This is a genomic window from Bacillus sp. AFS012607 (assembly GCF_002558005.1).
GTDB lineage: Bacteria > Bacillota > Bacilli > Bacillales > Bacillaceae_G > Bacillus_A > Bacillus_A thuringiensis_S.
Genome location: NZ_NTVM01000015.1, coordinates 87098 through 103716, shown reverse-complemented (window position 1 = coordinate 103716; position 16619 = coordinate 87098). Strand labels below are relative to the sequence as shown.

The window sequence follows — 16619 nt, the reverse complement described above, 5'->3', positions numbered from 1 at the left end:
ATGTATATTTTATTATGTTGTGCAGCAGGCATGTCAACGAGTATGGTCGTAAGAAAAATGCAAGAAGAGGCAAAGAAACAGGAGAAGAATTATAAAATTAAGGCGGTTGATTCAGAACTTGTGAAACTTGAAATAAAAGAAGCCGATGTCGTTTTAATCGGTCCACAAGTGAAATATTTATTTCCAGCTGTAGAGTTTCTTGCAAACTCATACAACATACCAGTTGCAATTATAGACCAACGAGATTATGGCATGTGTGATGGTTTGAAAGTGCTTAGGCAAGCAGAACAATTAGTTTTAGCATAATTATATCTTTTTAAATATAAACATTATAATGTTATAAAGTTTATTTCATTCTTTTATAGTAGAGAGAAAGAGGAGGGCTATTGATGAATGGGTTTATGAGTTTTATGGAACAAAAGATTATGCCAACAACGCAAAAGATTGCAGGACAACGACATTTATTGGCAATTCGAAATGGGGTTATTTCTACATTACCGTTAACGATCGTCGGGTCATTTTTCGTTATCTTTTTAAATTTACCAATTGATGCATATATGGAATGGATTGCACCGTTTCGCCATATTTTAGATATTCCATTCCGATTTACAGTAGGACTAATGGCCTTATACGCAGCGTTTGGAGTAGGGGCTTCGCTCGCGAACTTTTATCAGCTCAATCAATTAAGTGCAGGGCTACTATCTGTACTCGCCTTTTTACTAGCATCAGTTGAACCAATTCAAATTACGAAAGCTGTACCAGGTGTTATTGATGCAGGTCGATATATTTCAGTAGGAACATTAAGTGCAACGTCTTTATTCGGCGCAATTGTGACAGCATTAATTGCAGTGGAAATTTATCATTTTATGATTAAGCATAATATCTCAATAAAATTACCAGACAGTGTACCACCAGCAGTTTCAAATTCGTTTGCAGCATTAATTCCAACATTAGTAGTTATTCTTTTATTCTGGGGCATTCGCTACGGTTTGAAATTCGATGTAAATACAACAATTACATACTTAATCGCACCATTAAAATCAGTACTAGTAGGAAATAACTTATTCGGTGGTTTATTAACAGTATTCTTAATCGTGTTCTTCTGGTCATTTGGTATACATGGACCGGCAATTTTAGGACCAATCATTCGTCCGATGTGGGATTCCGCAATTCTTGAAAATATGGAAGTGTTCACGGCTACAGGAAATGCACATCAGTTACCAAACTTATTTACAGAGCAGTTCATTCAATGGTTCGTATGGATTGGCGGATCTGGCTCAACGTTAGCTTTAGTAATTATGTTTATGTTCTCTAAATCTAAGTTCCTAAAAGAGTTAGGTAGATTATCATTCGTACCAGGTTTATTCAATATTAACGAGCCAATTATTTTCGGGGCACCAATTGTAATGAACCCAATCTTAATTATTCCGTTCGTTATTACACCGTTAGTGACAACGACAGTATCATATTTCGCAGTTGTTTCAGGTATGATTCCACTCATGATGGCGAAATTGCCATTTACGATGTTAGCACCAATTGCAGCGGTGATTAGTACGGACTGGACAATTATGGCTGGTGTACTTGTACTTGTTAACTTTGTAATCTCATTCGTTATTTACTATCCATTCTTCAAAATGTATGAGAAACAACAATTAGCAGGAGAGGAGAAAACAGAATGCTCGGAGCAATTATCATCTTAATTACATTTGTGATCGGACAGTGTATTGCCCATTATTCGAAATGGGTACAAAGTAAATCCTTATTAGTGTTACTACTAGTATCAGTTTTATTTATCGGTTGTTCAATGGGTGCATATGTAATGTTAGGTCTACACTCACCGTACGTAATTATTGTACCGACAATTTTATGTGCAACATGTTTATCTGCAAAATATAGATTTACGACCATGGCATTAATACAACGTGTGAAGGAGATGCAAAAGCATGGAGCGTAAATTAGGGATTTCACTTTATCCAGAACATTCAACGAAAGAAAAAGATATGGCTTATATTTCGTCAGCGGCACGACACGGTTTTTCAAGAATATTTACTTGTTTGTTATCTGTGAATCGTCCGAAAGAAGAAATTATAGCTGAATTTAAAGAGATTATTAATCATGCGAAAGATAACAATATGGAAGTTATTTTAGATGTAGCTCCAGCTGTGTTTGATCAGCTTGGTATTAGTTATAGTGATCTATCATTTTTCGCAGAGTTAGGTGCAGATGGTATTCGATTAGATGTAGGCTTTGACGGATTGACGGAAGCGAAAATGACGAATAATCCGTACGGTTTAAAAATCGAGTTAAATGTAAGTAACGATATTGCGTACTTAGAAAATATTCTTTCGCATCAAGCGAATAAATCAGCTTTAATTGGTTGCCATAATTTTTATCCGCAAAAATTCACTGGTCTTCCGTACGATTATTTCATTCGCTGTAGTGAACGCTTTAAAAAGCATGGTATTCGCAGTGCAGCCTTTATTACATCACATGCCGCAAACATCGGTCCATGGGATATTAACGACGGATTATGTACGTTAGAAGAGCATCGTAATTTACCAATTGAAGTACAAGCGAAGCATTTATGGGCAACAGGGCTAATTGATGATGTCATTATCGGAAATGCTTATGCAAGTGAAGAGGAGTTAGAAAAACTAGGAAATTTAAATCGCTACATGTTACAGCTAAAAGTGCACTTTGTAGACGAAGCGACTGAAGTAGAGAAGAGAGCTACGCTGCAAGAATTACATGTAAGACGCGGCGACATAACAGAGTATATGATACGTTCTACAGAAGTGCGTAAAAAATATAAAGACTATGACTTTCCAGTGCGCGAAAGTGTGCTACAGGAAAGAGGGCAAGTTGTAATTGGTAATAACTCATTCGGAAAGTATAAAGGTGAACTGCAAATCATTTTAAAAGAAATGCCGATAGATGAACGGAAAAATATCGTCGGTACAATTGCGGAAGAGGAGTTATTCTTACTAAATTATGTAGGAGCTTGGACGCAGTTTACTTGTGTGGAATAGAGAAGAGAAGGAGAGGATGCTGTGGCATCCTCTTTTTTCTATTGATATAGTAGTCTATCGTATATAGAATGCAAAGAGATAGATTTCATTTGGACGGGAGAGAAGGAGATGGAAGAGTATATAGATGATTTATTAAGGCGGATGGCTGATGAAGAAACAGAGATTTGGCATCGTGCGTATGATGAAGCAAAAGCGTTAAATGACTTATTAACTTTTCCTTATTTACAGCAGAAGGTAATCAAAGCAAAAAAGGTATCTATGAAGAAAGATATTTATTATTTAATGACGAAACTCGCCATCAATACGAAGGAAATCTATATTGCTGATTATCTTATAGATCGTTTGGAATGTGAACAAATCCCGACTTTGTTAAGTGAACTGCTTAGTAATATTTATACATTGCCAGAAGTAAGTAGTACAAATAAAATCATTCCGTATATTTATCATAAAAACGATAGTGTTCGTTATTGGGCAGTTGCTTCCTTAAAGTTATATAAATCGTTAGAAGCGGAAAGTGCGTTGCTAAAGTTGCTGGATACTGAAGAAAATAAAGATGAGATTACACATATTTGTTATACATTGCTTGAGATTGGAACGAAGCAATCGATTCTGCCGTTAACAAAGCTTTTATATAGTAATAGTGTCTATGTTCGTTCAACCGTTATTGAGGTTTTAGCAAAAATAGGGGGATCGGACTTACAAATAGTTTATATTGAAGCTTTACATGATAGAAATGTGATGGTGAAATATGAAGCTGTTCGAGCTATTTATACGTATGGCGACGAAATGGCAATGAGAGCAATTTGCGAACGTGTGAATAAAATTGTTGCTAGAAGACGTAAAAATGAAGTAGAGCCTACGGATGAAGCAGAGATTATCATTGCTCTTCCTTTCTTACATAAGTTTGCTAATCATGAAGAAGTTTTAAAGATATTTGATAAAGTGTACAAAAAACGTGGAAACTTGTTTATGTCGGAGAGGGAGTGGCTTCGACATAATATTACTTACTTTCAAGAGAAAGAAAGCATGTAAGAATCATAAAAAAGAGCCAGCCTCAACGATGAGACTGACTCTTTTTTATAACTAGTTTAATACTTTAACTGTAACTGTTTTACGTCCCCAGCTACTTGATGTGCCTTTATCTGGCATTAAAACGTCGATTTTATTACCTTTAATAGCCCCACCAGTATCACCAGCGATTGCTACTCCGTAACCTTCAACCCATACTTTTGAACCTAATGGAATGACACTTGGATCAACTGCAATTAGTTTCATGTTTGGATTAGCTGTTAAGTTATGACCCATAGCTGATTTTACTTGGTCGCCTGCTTTATAACCATTTTCAAGTGGATCTGCTGTGTAAGCTGTTGCTACAACACGTAACTCACGAGAAGATGATGGTGTACTTGTTTCAGTTTCTTTTGCAGCAGGTTGTTGTGTAGCTGGTTTTTGAGCTTTAGCCGCTTCACGAGCTTTAGCTGCTTCTTGAGCCTTAGCCGCTTCACGAGCTTCAGCTGCTTCTTGAGCCTTAGCTGCTTCACGAGCTTCAGCTGCTTCTTGAGCTTTAGCCGCTTCACGAGCTTTAGCTGCTTCTTTAGCCTTAGCCGCTGCTTGAGCTTCAGCATCTGCTTGAGCTTTAGCTGCTTCACGAGCTTTAGCCGCCTCTTGAGCTTTAGCTTCTGCTTGAGCTTCAGCATCTGCCTGAGCTTTAGCTGCTTCTTGAGCCTTAGCTGCTTCACGAGCTTTAGCCGCTTCTTGAGCCTTAACTTCTGCTTGAGCTTCAGCTGCTTCGCGAGCTTTAGTTGCTTCCGCGGCCTTAGCTTTTGCTTGAGTTTCAGCTACTTCTTGAGCTTTAACTGCTTCACGAACTTTAGCTGTATCTTGAACTGTAGTTGTTTTTTCAACTTTAACTACTGGCTGAACTTTAATTGGAGCTTTACCTGTTAAGTAAGGAACATGAACATAAGCTGTTTTTCCGTTATATTCAAATTGAATCCAATCATTTTGTACTTGGTGTGTTGTTTCGATTATATCATCTTTTTTCAACTTACCAAGAATCTCTGAATCTGTGTTTGCACCAGCACGTACGTTTAATACGTTTGCTGTTACGTAGTAAGTGTCTTTTGTATAGTCAGCACTTATGAAAGCTTCTTTACCGCTATTCAATTGAACTTTTGACCAACCATTTTCTGTATGTAAAACATTTACTTTATATCCATCTAATAATTTTCCTACAACTTTTGATTCAGTAGTTGGGTTTTCTCGTACGTTTAGTACGTCAGTCGTTACGATTGTTTCTGCTTTAGCAGATGTTGTGAAAATCCCAAGACCAAAAACCGCTGCTGTTGCTATACCCATAAATTTTTTCATAATAGCCTCCATTGCATTTGTTTTCGTTGACCTCATTATAGCAACCATTATTTTCTTATTTGCGAAAAACATATAATTACAAAGCTTTCGTAACGGAGCATTAATATTCTGTAACAATTCCATAAATATCCTGATAGCGCTTCCTTGTTGTTTTTTGGCGTATCAGGGCATATAAAACACAAAATGAGTAGCATTTCAATTACTGTAACATTAATAATATTACAGTAATGTTTCTCTTGAATGTCTGTAGTGTTACAAGAATGATGTATTTTACTGTTTGAATGAAAAATTAGTTATGAAATGATAATGTTTTTAGGTGTGAAAACATATAAACGAGGTGAAATTTAATAAAATATCGATATAATTGTTACAAAATCAGTCGATGTATGGAAAAAATTACGCCTTGATTTTCGTCTGTTACATAGTATTTTTGCAATAATAGGATTAGATAATAGCCTTAGTACCTATAAATAATGAAGAGTAATAGAATGATAGTTGTAACGTGAAACATATATAATAGAAGAAACTCGATTTAATAGGTAAATAAAAAACGCAGGAGTGTAAACTCCTACGTTTTTGTTTATTCATATCGTAAACATTCAATTGGATCAAGTTTTGCAGCTTTGTTAGCTGGTAGTAGTCCGAATGCAATACCGATCAGCATTGAAATACCTACTGCAAGAAGTCCAAGTTCTTTTGAGACAACGAGTGGCCATCCAGCAAAGATTGAGACGATCCAAGCGAAGAAAATACCGAGCATGAATCCGATGAAACCACCAAGTCCTGTTAAAATACAAGATTCGATTAAGAATTGTGTTAATACTTTACCACGTGTTGCACCAAGAGCTTTACGAATACCAATCTCACGTGTACGTTCTGTTACAGATACGAGCATGATGTTCATTACACCGATACCACCAACAAGTAAGGAGATAGCAGCAATACCACCGAATACCATTTTCATCATACCGATTGATTCGTCTAGTTGTTTCGTAAATTCACCTAAGTCTTGTGCTTCGAATTTGTGCTCAAATTTAGGAGCTTTCAGTTCGTTTAAGACAGAAACGGCTTGTTTTTCTACACTTTTACGTTCTGTCGGAGAGGTCATTGTTAATCTTACGGAGTCATACTCATTTACTCCTGAAATTACAGGTGCATTTTCAAGTGATGTATAACCTTCAGGCATAGGCATTCCAAAGTCGTTTTTCGTTTCGTATACACCGACTATTTTATAAGGCTTTCCTTTTATATCTGTGTATTGGTTTGATTCCCAACCACTAAATAATTTGTTGAAAGCTTCTTCATTTAATATAACAGCAGGGATTGCTTGGTTTAGTTCACTGTCATTTAATTCACGACCGTGAACTAATTTTATTTTCGAATCTTTCATAAAGGCGCCTGTTCCACCTTTTAAATCAAGATTTACATCTTTTGAACCAGCAGATGCTTTTACTTTCATACTTACGTCTGGATATACATCTTTAACGCCTGGTACAGTTTGCAGACGGTTTAGCATATCAGGTGTGATTTTGGCACTATCTGTTCCGTAATCAGGATTGTTGTAGTAAATCGTTACTTCGTTATCTTTTCCTTGGCCTAATTCTTTTTTAAACTTTGCGTTTGTACCATCACCCATTGAAATGATAGTAATAATGGCACTAATACCGATAATAATACCTAGCATCGTTAAGATGGAACGCATTTTATGAGCAAAGATAGAGGAAAGGGCCATGCGTATATTTTCACTCGTATTCAAAATTAACCTCTCCAATCTTGGACGACATTTCCGTCACGAATTACAATTTGACGTGCTGCAGCTTCCCCGATTTCACGGTCATGGGTAATCATAATGATTGTTGAGCCTTGTTTATTTAATTCGTAAAAGAGGTCCATAATTTGTGTACTTGTTTTCGTATCAAGTGCTCCCGTCGGTTCATCGGCTAAAATGAATTTTGGGTTATTTACGATTGCGCGGGCAACGGCGACACGTTGCTTTTGACCACCGGATAATTCGTTTGGTAAGTGAGTAGCGCGATCAGCTAAACCGACTTTTGTTAAAGCGGCTAATGAGCGTTCGCGTCTTTCTTTTTTATCAACTCCAGCGTAAATAAGAGGTAGCTCTACATTTTGAAGTGCTGTAAGTCTCGGTAATAACATGAAGTTTTGGAATACGAATCCGATTTCTTTATTACGAACATGTGCAAGTTCTGTTTCAGACATGTTTGAAATGTTTTGTCCAGCTAGTTCGTACGTACCCGTCGTCGGTTTATCTAAGCAACCAATAATGTTCATTAATGTTGATTTACCAGAACCAGAAGGTCCCATAATAGAAGTGAATTCTCCTTGATTCAGTGTTACGTCAATTCCGTGTAATATTTGAACGGATTCTGCACCATTTTGGAAGGATTTCGTGATGCCTTTTAAGTTAATCACTGGGCGACAACCTCCATACCATCTTTTAAGTCTTTTTCAGGTTTAGAGATAACTTCCTCTCCTTTTTTCACTCCAGAAACTTTTGATTCGCTATCAGTCTCGAATTCAACAGTAACTGCTTGTTCTTTCGCTTTACCGTCTTTTACAACGAAGACAACATTTTTGTCACCTTTTTTCACGATACTGCTTTTCGGAACAATTGTACCAGTTGCTTCGCCAGATTTACTTGTTACGTATACGTGGAAGCCGTTTTGTAGTTCGTCACTATTATCTAATGTGACAGTGAATTGATAGTTAGAAACAGTTTTATTTTCATCCATGCTCTTTAATGGTGTAGAACCGATTTCTGTTACTTTTCCTGTCCAAGTCTTACCAGCGACAGTTTTTGAGGAAACAGTTACTTCTTGCCCAACTTTCATACTAGCAAGCTCATATTCAGAAAGTTGACCTTTTACCTTGAATTGACCAGCGTGACGAAGAGTAATTCCGCTCATACCTGTTTTTTCGTCAGCAGTTTTCACGATATCATCAATTACGCCATCAGCAGGACTTGTTACAGAAAGTGTGTTTACTTTTTCTTTTGCTGCTTTAATCATTTCATCAGCTTTTTCAACTTCAAACTTTTTCATTTCAAGTTGTGATTCTAATTGCCCAACTTCAACTTCTGATGCTTTTAATGCTTCAGAAGGAAGGCCTGCATTTTTATCTTTTTGTAATTTTTGTTTCGCTGCATCAATTTGTTTTTGAAACAACGTTACTTCTTTTTGTGCGATTTTCTTTTGCATTTCTGCTTCTGTTACACCTTGTTTAGCAGTAGGGTCATTGTATTTAAACAGAAGCTGACCTTTTTTCACTTCATCGCCTTTTTTTACAGCTAATTCATATGTTCCTTTTGTTGGATCGAATGAAATAGTTTCAATTCCGTTTGGAATAACTTCGCCACCAAATTTTTGCGCGTTTTGGATTTGTTTTTCAGTTACTTTATATCCGCTATATGCCATTGCTACTTCTGAACCGCCACCACCAGCAAATGCAAAGTATGATCCAGCTGCAATTCCAATTGCTACTACACTAGTAATTAACACTTTATTTTTCTTTTTCATCTATTTATCACCTTTTCGTTCGTTTTAGTATCTACATTAAGTATAGAAGAGGTGAAGAATCTGACAAATCGTTTTAGCTTACAATAACCTTACAGTTTTGTAAGGTATGAATATGTAAATGTAAGGTAGAGGTTGTCCTAGTATAAGCAAATGAATTGACTCGTTGTTTCTTTCTTACAATAATATTGTATGAAGGAGAGGAGGAAGGAAGATGGAAGCTTATTTTAGTGCGCATCCATTAAAATCGTTTATTCCATACTCAAGACAACACGTCCTTATATTATTTATTATGTTGGTGGGGATATTTTTTCTGTATCAATACCAAGATTTATTGCGTCAAAGTGAGTGGAATATAACGGTTCGATATGCGATTGCATTTTTATTTATAGGTAGTGAAATTGGGCTCTATATGTGGGAGTGGAAAGCGGGGATTTTTGAGCTAGCTACTTCATTACCGTTTGAGTTATGTACGATTAGTTTATTATTAGCGTCGATTATGATTGTAACGAAAAGTTATCGCATATATGAGATTGTATTTTTTACAGGAATTATTGGTGCATCACAAGCCATTTTAACGCCGAACTTGCAGTATACTTTTCCACATTTTCGTTTCATTGAATATTTCATCGCACATGTATTGCTCATTTGGGCACCGCTCTTTATGACTTGGGTAGAAGGGTATCGTCCTACATTACAATCTATTAAACGTACGATGATATTTTTAAACATATTGATTCCGATTGTTTCGTTTGTAAATTACAAAACAGGCGGTAATTATATGTTTTTAGCTCATAAGCCAGAAACTGCTTCATTACTCGATATGTTAGGGCCGCATCCTTACTATATTATTTCATTAGAAATAGCTGCGCTTATTGGATGTTACACTTTGTATATGCCGTTTGCGAAAAGAGAGAGGCATGCGCATAAAGAATCACTAGGATCATAGCCTAGTGATTTTTTATCTTTAAAATATTTACAATTCTGAAAATTAAGAATAAAATTAGGGGGTAAATTATATATAGAGAGAAGGGAAAACGTGGTCAAAAAAGTTTTTCTAAATGGAATGGAAGTGACGATTCAATTTCTTATTTCGATTTTGGGGATTATTATTTTAGGGGCTTTGCCGAAATTATTTTATGGATTTAAGATGGATGTATCAAAGTACATACAGACTTTAAAAGAAGTGTTTGTGAACTTAATGGATATTTCCAATTTGCAATATGTGAGAGGTAAATTTTTATTTCCACAGTTGTTCGTCCATTATAAAGAAACGATTATTATTTTTTTGGCTGCTTTTTTCATTTCATTATTTGTAGCATTTTGCATTGTTTATGTAATTATGAGTAGTTCACCGCGTATACAACATCGAATTAAATCATTTCTTATCTTCCTAGAATCCATTCCAGATATTCTTCTTATTTTAGTATCACAAATCTTAGTTGTATGGTTTTTTAAACAAACAGGTTTTTTACCTTTTCAAATTGCGTCAATTGGAGGCGAGTCGATTAGAGGGTTGCCAATATTGTGTTTGAGCATCCCGACTACGATTATGTTTGTAAAAATGGTAGTGATTCGTTTTGAAAATGAACTAGAAAAAGATTATGTACTATTTGCTAAGGCGAAAGGGCTGGGGCGTTTTCATATTTTAAATCGTCATATTTTACGAAATGTGTTGCTTAGTACATTATTCTTTGCGAAAACGAATATCTTTTTTATGTTATCTAATTTATATATTATAGAATGGATTTTTAATACGGGTGGTATTTTTATGTTTTTGAAATCGTATGAGGGTATTAGAGTTGAGGTTTTCATCGTTAGTATGCTGCTTATATATATCCCGATATTTATTTTATTCAAGCTGTTTCATTATTTCATTCCAACTGCGATGAAGGAGAGATTATAATATGTGGATGTATATAAAACGCGATAAAAGATTTTGGATAAGTATTGGGTTTCTTCTCATATTAGTTCTTTTGAGCATCGGAAATACGTTATGGAATGATGGACACATTAGGCAAGTTACATTGCAATATGATGCAGATGAAAATCCACAAGTGCCACCTTTTTCACCTTCATTACAATTTTTACTCGGGACAGACCGGAAAGGATACGACCTGTTACATTTAGTCATTGAAGGTGCGAAGTGGACGATTGGTATATCTATTTTAATTGCGGCACTTAGAATGGTGATAGGTGTGTTTTTTGGTGTTGTGCTTGGAACATATGTAAAAAGAGGGTTTTCAAAAATTGAGGCTTTCTTTGATAGTTTTACAGTTATTCCAACAGTTATGATTGCGTACTTTTTTCTTCACTTTGCAAATGCATTTGGGAGTGGAGAGGAAACAACAACCTTTTTTGAAAGGGCTTCGTTTCAAGTTTTATTACTTGTAATGCTTGTGATGCCAGTTATTGCACTGTATGTTGCGAAGGAAGTCCGTAAGTTGAGAACCGAAGAATTTATTGAAGCTGCGTGCATATTAGGTGGATCGAGAAGGCATATTGTTATAAAGCATATTTTCCCGCATCTCTATATGACGTTTATACTTGTATTTTTTCAGCAGTTTACGCAAACTCTTACTATTTTACTGCACTTAGGGTTACTAGAAATATTCTTTGGCGGAACAGTTCAGTTTTTAGGACCGATAGAAGAAATAGAATCATACACACATGAATGGTCAGGCTTAATTGGAGTCTATTTTAGATCATTAACAGTGAATCCGTGGATCCCTCTCGTTCCGATTACATTTTTTGGACTTACTATTTTTTCAGGAAATATGATTGTAAAAAGTATAGAAGAGGCGATGTTGAAAGTAAGATTAGGAGGAGAGATAAAGAAGGACGTAGTAGAAGCGGAACAATCTGTTGTGCAGTCAAAAGAAGATTTATTTACTTTTAAACATACGATGTGAAGAGAAAAAGAAGCAAGCATGGATTTCATGCTTGCTTCTTTTTTTTTATTTTGTAGAAACTTCACCTGCAGCTTCTGTTTGCGGAATAAAGTATCCAATTATACCACCGATTATTGCTGGAATGATCCAGCCAATTCCTAAGTTATAAAAAGGAATGGTGTGTACGATATTAGCGATAAAATCTGGTATCATTTCCACATTATCAAGTGCATGAATACAGCTAATAATAAACGCTGCGATCATCGCTCCAATGTAGACAGAAGGTTTACGTTTCGTATATTTATCGATAAATGATACGAAAACTAAAATGATCGTAATTGGGTACAAAATAATTAATACAGGTAATGTGATTTTAATTAATAAGCTTAATCCTAAGTTTGAAATAACGAAACTAAAGATACAAACGTATAGTACAAGCTTTTTGTATGAAACATTTGTTAGTACTGTTGTGAAGTAATTTGCAAATGCACTCACAACACCAATTGCCGTTGTTAAACAAGCGAAGATAATGGCGATACTTAATAAAATATTACCGCTTGTCCCAAAGAATTGATACATAACAGTAGCTAATAGCTGCCCACCGTTTTCGAATTGTCCTAAGTTTCCGTTTGAAGCTCCAATATAACCGAGTAAGAAGTAAACAATTGTTAAGAATAGAGCAGCGATACTTCCGCAAATGATTGTATATTTTGCGATAGATTTCTTCTCTTGTATACCATTTTGACGAATTGCATTTACAACAATTGTTGATAGTACGAGAGCCCCAATTGCATCTAACGTTAAAAATCCTTCAAGAAATCCTTTGAAAAACGGGATGTCTTTATAGTCACCGATAGGTTCTGCAAACGTCCCTGGTGAAAGAATCGCTTTTGTTGCCATAATTGCAATAATTACAAGTAAAATTGGCGTTAATATTTTACCGATATGATCTACTAGCTTGGATGGATTTAATGATAAGAAGTAAACGACTGTGAAGAAAATCGCACTAAAAACTAACATAGAATACCATTGATCTGGGAAAAGTGGTGCAATCCCGATTTCATAAGATACAGATCCAGTTCGTGGAATAACAAATAGTGGGCCGATTGAAAGATAAATAATGATAGCGAATACTGCTGCGAATTTTGGATGAACACGGCTCGCTAAAGTGTTAAAACTACCACCAGCAAGGGCAACAGCAACGATAGCAAGTAAAGATAAACCGACGTCTGTAATAATAAAACCTGTAATGGAAACCCACATATTTTCTCCGGAAGAAAGACCAAGAAGGGGCGGGAAAATCATATTACCAGCACCGAAGAAAACTGCGAATAGTAATAAACTAATCGAAAGTATTTGCGCTGGTTTTAAAGTTGTACGCATATAAAGAAAATCCTCCTAATGAGTATTTTTTGTCGAAAATTCAAATAATTTGTCGAGTAACTGTTATTATTTTAAAGGTCTGATGATTAGAAAGCAATAGGGAATTTTGAAAATATTAAAAAATAATGCATTAAATCGAATAAATATACTATTTATATGTTTAATAGGAAGGATTTAACTTTTAACATAAAAAAACACATACCGCTAGGATACATGTTTTAAAAAAATATTTTTTTATCACGTTCTTCTTTTAAAATTTCAACTGCTTCTCGGAAACGTTGTGAATGGACAATTTCTCGTTCGCGTAAAAAGCGTAGGCTGTCATTTATATCTGGATCATCTGATAAGTTAATGAGCCATTGATATGTTGCGCGTGCTTTTTCTTCAGCTGCAATATCCTCGTATAGATCGGCAATTGGATCACCTTTAGCCTGTATATAGGTTGCAGTAAATGGAACACCAGCAGCGTTATGGTAATGAAGAGCGCTGTCATGGTCGACGTAATGAGGGTCAAGACCAGCTGCCTTCATCTGTTCAGGAGTCGCATCTTTCGTCAGCTTATAAACCATCGTAGCAATCATTTCAAGGTGAGCAAATTCTTCTGTGCCAATATCAGTAAGAAGGCCAATGACTTTATCAGGAATTGTATAACGTTGATTTAAGTAACGTAGTGCAGCAGCTAACTCGCCATCTGCACCGCCGTATTGCTCAATTAATAATTTTGCAAGTGCTGGATTGCAAGTTCCCACTTTAACTGGGTATTGTAATTTCTTTTCATAAATCCACATAGTTTCTCTCCTTTATATTTGCCATGGCCAAGGACCTTTGCTCCATTCCCAAGGGGCATTAGAATAGCTGTTTCCAAACTGTTGGAGTGGTCCGTATTTTTCTTCCATCTTTTGTTTTAATACTCTCCGTTTATAGGAAAAATCATTAAATTGATTAATCGCAGCGGTGTCATCTGGATGTGTATCTAAATAAAGAGTGAGTTCAACTAGTACAAAGTCCAGTTCTTGAAGCTCCAGTAAAAGCTGATAGTATTCTTCTGGTAGCGATTGAGTCACGTCAGTAGTCACCGCCCTTTTTTATAAGGATTTTCATAATAGTCATAAAAAACAGGCCATAAAGTCCCTTTTTGTAGTGCTTCTTTTGGCGTGAATTGCGGTAAGTTTGGCGGTTGAAAGCCTAAAAATAAATTAGGAGGAGTAGAATAATATTTTTTTCCGATAGGAGGACAAGGATCGAGAGGACTATGATAGGGCACGAATGATCTCATATATTTATTCACGAATAAACCTCCTTAAATGTTCATTACTACGTATTGTATTCAGACATAATAGGCCTTTATGACACATATAAAAAAGTAATAAGTGCAGGGGGAATGAATGTGGAGAATGTAAAAAATTTAATTGTGTTAGAAGTAAAGAACTTAAAGGAAACTCTGTATTTTTACGAAGGAATTTTAGGAATAACACCTAGTTCAGAAAGACCACAATTAGATATTACAGGTGTTTGGTATGATGCCGATTCAACGAGAATTAGTTTTGTTATGAATCGCATGTTAGGAGGAAGAGAGAAGAGTGTTACGAATTCATGCGATGGTTTAACATTTTCGATTTCTAACATAGAGAAGTTAAAAAAGAAGCTAGCGTTTTATGAAATTTTATATATGGAAAACAAAAGTGAGAAGAGTATTGTAGTACAAGACCCAGATGGATACAAACTTCAAGTGATAGAGAAGGCCGAATAAAAGGAGGGGATTTAGTGGAGAGAAATTATGAAGAAAGTGCGTTGTTTGAGCATCAATTTTGGCTAAAGGTGCTTACTGATCATTCGCAATTTTTACTTGATGCATTAGCTTCGAAGGAAAAAGAGGATATAAAGAAGGCCGCTTATTTTCTTGAAACATTTACGAATCTTTTAAATAAAGTACATAATGTGAATCTCATTACATTTTCAAAAGAGGCAGAACGAGCCGCAAAGGAAATAAGAATGTTTAAATTAAGTATTATACAGAAACAACTCGAGGGAAAAATCACTATTCATTTTACGCCAACTTTCATCAATCATATGGTAAACGAAGTAGAAGAGTATATAACAGTGTTAGAATTTTTAAAGAAAGGAGAAGTTCCGCCTGTTTTTCATGAATTACATTATCACCTCGTTTGGTTAACAGATGCGGCTGGTCATGCAGGATCTATTTCTGGTGGACTAGATCTTGTTGAAAAAAGATTAAAAGAGAAAAGTGAAGAATTCACGAAGCACTTTGAAAAATTTTACTTAAAGGCAGTTGAGATGACAGGGTATTTACGGACAGAGCTTCATCATTTTCCTGCATTAAAGAAGTTTACAAAAGATGTTTCACTTGAGTTAAAATTATTTTCACATTTTCTCCATGAAGTTGAAGAGCTAGAGTTATCGAATGAAATATTAAGTACATTATCTGCTAGAATGGCGGATCATATGGCAAGAGAAGAATGTTATTACTTATTAAAATTAGCGCAATCATCTGGACTTGAGATACCAAAATGTAATCCGCTTTAAAGAAAAAAGAGGCCAATTTTATTTGGCCTCTTTTTCTGTTTTATTTTCTCTTTTTATTTTCGCTTGTTCAATACTTGCCTGTAATGTCTCCATAATATTGATGATGTTTGGAGTTGGAGAGATTGTTTCGGTTTTTTCCTGTTGTTCAATTTTGTTTTCGATTAGTTCGGTAAGTGCTTCTTTATACTCATCTGTATACATTTCTTGTTCAAAAGGATTTGTAAGGTGGTGGATTAAATTAATTGCTGCTGTGAGTTCTTGTTTTTGAATAGGATAATTTTCATTACTTGGTAAGTTAGGTGTATTTGTTATATCGCGAATTTCATTAGGATAGTGAATAGTTTGTAACATAAGCCCATCTTCAAAGTTACGGATAATAGCTAAATGTTGTTTTTTTCTAATAGAAATATGAATAAGCCCAAGTTTATTTGTACGTTCAAGAGCCTCTTTTAATAATAAATATGATTTTTCATGTCCTGGGGTAGGGCCTATAAAATAAGAACGGTCATAAAGAACAGAATCGATTTCGTTATTTTGGACAAAAGATATAATACGAATGGAGCGTGGTTCGTGAGCTTTTTGTAATTCAGCCAATTCTTTTTCATCTATAATAATGTATTTATGAGGTGCGTATTCATAGGCTTTTACAATATCTGTATCATCGATTTCTTCATCCGTGCAATCGGGAGCAAATTTTTTATATTTAATAGGTGTTAAGCATTCTTTATGGAGACTTAAAAATTTTATATCGTTTTCTTCTACAGCACTATATAGTTTAATTCCTATATTTAATAATCCAAGTGAGAGTGCACCTTTCCATACGGTATGCAAATGAAGTCTCTCCTTTCCTTACAAATGATTATGTATAT

General features: G+C 35.3%; 19 protein-coding genes. 10 read left to right on the top strand and 9 right to left on the bottom strand.

Going from position 1 to position 16619, the window contains the following annotated elements; translation table 11 throughout:
- The 5 genes from CN409_RS19795 to CN409_RS19775 all read left to right on the top strand — a co-directional run bounded on the left by CN409_RS19795 (position 1) and on the right by CN409_RS19775 (position 4061).
- Positions 1-306: a PTS sugar transporter subunit IIB gene (locus CN409_RS19795; RefSeq protein ID WP_000275633.1), complete on the top strand. Its 306-nt coding sequence runs from the start codon at positions 1-3 to the stop codon at positions 304-306.
- Between the two features lie 83 nt (positions 307-389).
- Positions 390-1700: a PTS sugar transporter subunit IIC gene (locus CN409_RS19790; RefSeq protein ID WP_001013060.1), complete on the top strand. Its 1311-nt coding sequence runs from the start codon at positions 390-392 to the stop codon at positions 1698-1700.
- On the top strand, positions 1676-1954 hold the full coding sequence (locus CN409_RS19785; protein WP_086390994.1) for a hypothetical protein: 279 nt from the start codon (positions 1676-1678) through the stop codon (positions 1952-1954). The genes CN409_RS19790 and CN409_RS19785 overlap by 25 nt, the downstream gene beginning before the upstream one ends.
- Positions 1944-3029, top strand: a complete 1086-nt coding sequence (locus CN409_RS19780) for a DUF871 domain-containing protein (protein WP_000440072.1) — start codon at positions 1944-1946, stop codon at positions 3027-3029. The genes CN409_RS19785 and CN409_RS19780 overlap by 11 nt, the downstream gene beginning before the upstream one ends.
- 108 nt (positions 3030-3137) lie before the next feature.
- A complete protein-coding gene (locus tag CN409_RS19775; protein ID WP_097980889.1) occupies positions 3138-4061 on the top strand; it encodes a HEAT repeat domain-containing protein in 924 nt (307 codons plus the stop codon).
- Between the two features lie 51 nt (positions 4062-4112).
- On the opposite strand, the gene entC is transcribed toward CN409_RS19775, so the two are convergent.
- From entC to CN409_RS19755, 4 genes are all read right to left on the bottom strand, one after another.
- The gene (gene entC, locus CN409_RS19770; RefSeq protein ID WP_141527715.1) at positions 4113-5522 is read right to left on the bottom strand and encodes a cell wall-binding protein EntC; all 1410 of its coding nucleotides are present in this window, start codon (positions 5520-5522) and stop codon (positions 4113-4115) included.
- A gap of 457 nt (positions 5523-5979) precedes the next feature.
- Entirely contained in the window at positions 5980-7131 is a 1152-nt protein-coding gene (locus CN409_RS19765) for an ABC transporter permease (RefSeq protein WP_003309116.1), read from the bottom strand.
- A gap of 26 nt (positions 7132-7157) precedes the next feature.
- Entirely contained in the window at positions 7158-7832 is a 675-nt protein-coding gene (locus CN409_RS19760) for an ABC transporter ATP-binding protein (RefSeq protein ID WP_000609101.1), read from the bottom strand.
- Entirely contained in the window at positions 7829-8935 is a 1107-nt protein-coding gene (locus tag CN409_RS19755; protein WP_000728803.1) for an efflux RND transporter periplasmic adaptor subunit, read from the bottom strand. Before CN409_RS19755 ends, CN409_RS19760 begins: the two co-directional genes overlap by 4 nt.
- 211 nt (positions 8936-9146) lie before the next feature.
- On the opposite strand from CN409_RS19755, the gene CN409_RS19750 reads away from it, so the two are divergent.
- From CN409_RS19750 to CN409_RS19740, 3 genes are all read left to right on the top strand, one after another.
- Complete coding sequence (locus CN409_RS19750; protein WP_000388717.1) at positions 9147-9881, top strand: YwaF family protein; 735 nt, start codon at positions 9147-9149, stop codon at positions 9879-9881.
- A gap of 90 nt (positions 9882-9971) precedes the next feature.
- Entirely contained in the window at positions 9972-10838 is an 867-nt protein-coding gene (locus CN409_RS19745) for an ABC transporter permease subunit (protein ID WP_016097785.1), read from the top strand.
- Position 10839: 1 nt separating this feature from the next.
- Positions 10840-11844 carry an ABC transporter permease gene (locus tag CN409_RS19740; RefSeq protein WP_000266973.1) on the top strand — a complete coding sequence of 335 codons (1005 nt, stop codon included), beginning with the start codon at positions 10840-10842 and terminating at the stop codon, positions 11842-11844.
- A gap of 45 nt (positions 11845-11889) precedes the next feature.
- On the opposite strand, the gene brnQ2 is transcribed toward CN409_RS19740, so the two are convergent.
- From brnQ2 to CN409_RS19720, 4 genes are all read right to left on the bottom strand, one after another.
- Entirely contained in the window at positions 11890-13206 is a 1317-nt protein-coding gene (gene brnQ2 / locus CN409_RS19735; RefSeq protein ID WP_001260933.1) for a branched-chain amino acid transport system II carrier protein BrnQ2, read from the bottom strand.
- Between the two features lie 218 nt (positions 13207-13424).
- Positions 13425-13994, bottom strand: coding sequence for a spore coat protein CotJC (gene cotJC / locus CN409_RS19730; protein WP_000265275.1), 570 nt, complete (start codon positions 13992-13994; stop codon positions 13425-13427).
- A gap of 12 nt (positions 13995-14006) precedes the next feature.
- Positions 14007-14270 (bottom strand): spore coat protein CotJB, encoded by a 264-nt coding sequence (locus tag CN409_RS19725; protein ID WP_000194492.1) that lies wholly within the window; start codon positions 14268-14270, stop codon positions 14007-14009.
- 8 nt (positions 14271-14278) lie between these two features.
- Positions 14279-14494: a spore coat associated protein CotJA gene (locus CN409_RS19720; RefSeq protein WP_001046257.1), complete on the bottom strand. Its 216-nt coding sequence runs from the start codon at positions 14492-14494 to the stop codon at positions 14279-14281.
- 93 nt (positions 14495-14587) lie between these two features.
- On the opposite strand from CN409_RS19720, the gene CN409_RS19715 reads away from it, so the two are divergent.
- Together CN409_RS19715 and CN409_RS19710 are read left to right on the top strand one after the other, a co-directional pair.
- Entirely contained in the window at positions 14588-14956 is a 369-nt protein-coding gene (locus CN409_RS19715; protein ID WP_003257386.1) for a VOC family protein, read from the top strand.
- 14 nt (positions 14957-14970) lie between these two features.
- Complete coding sequence (locus tag CN409_RS19710) at positions 14971-15750, top strand: DUF2935 domain-containing protein (RefSeq protein WP_086390996.1); 780 nt, start codon at positions 14971-14973, stop codon at positions 15748-15750.
- Positions 15751-15768: 18 nt separating this feature from the next.
- Here the strand turns inward: CN409_RS19710 and ku are convergent, their stop codons facing one another.
- On the bottom strand, positions 15769-16581 hold the full coding sequence (ku, locus tag CN409_RS19705) for a non-homologous end joining protein Ku (RefSeq protein ID WP_000557750.1): 813 nt from the start codon (positions 16579-16581) through the stop codon (positions 15769-15771).
- Positions 16582-16619: the final 38 nt, after the last annotated feature.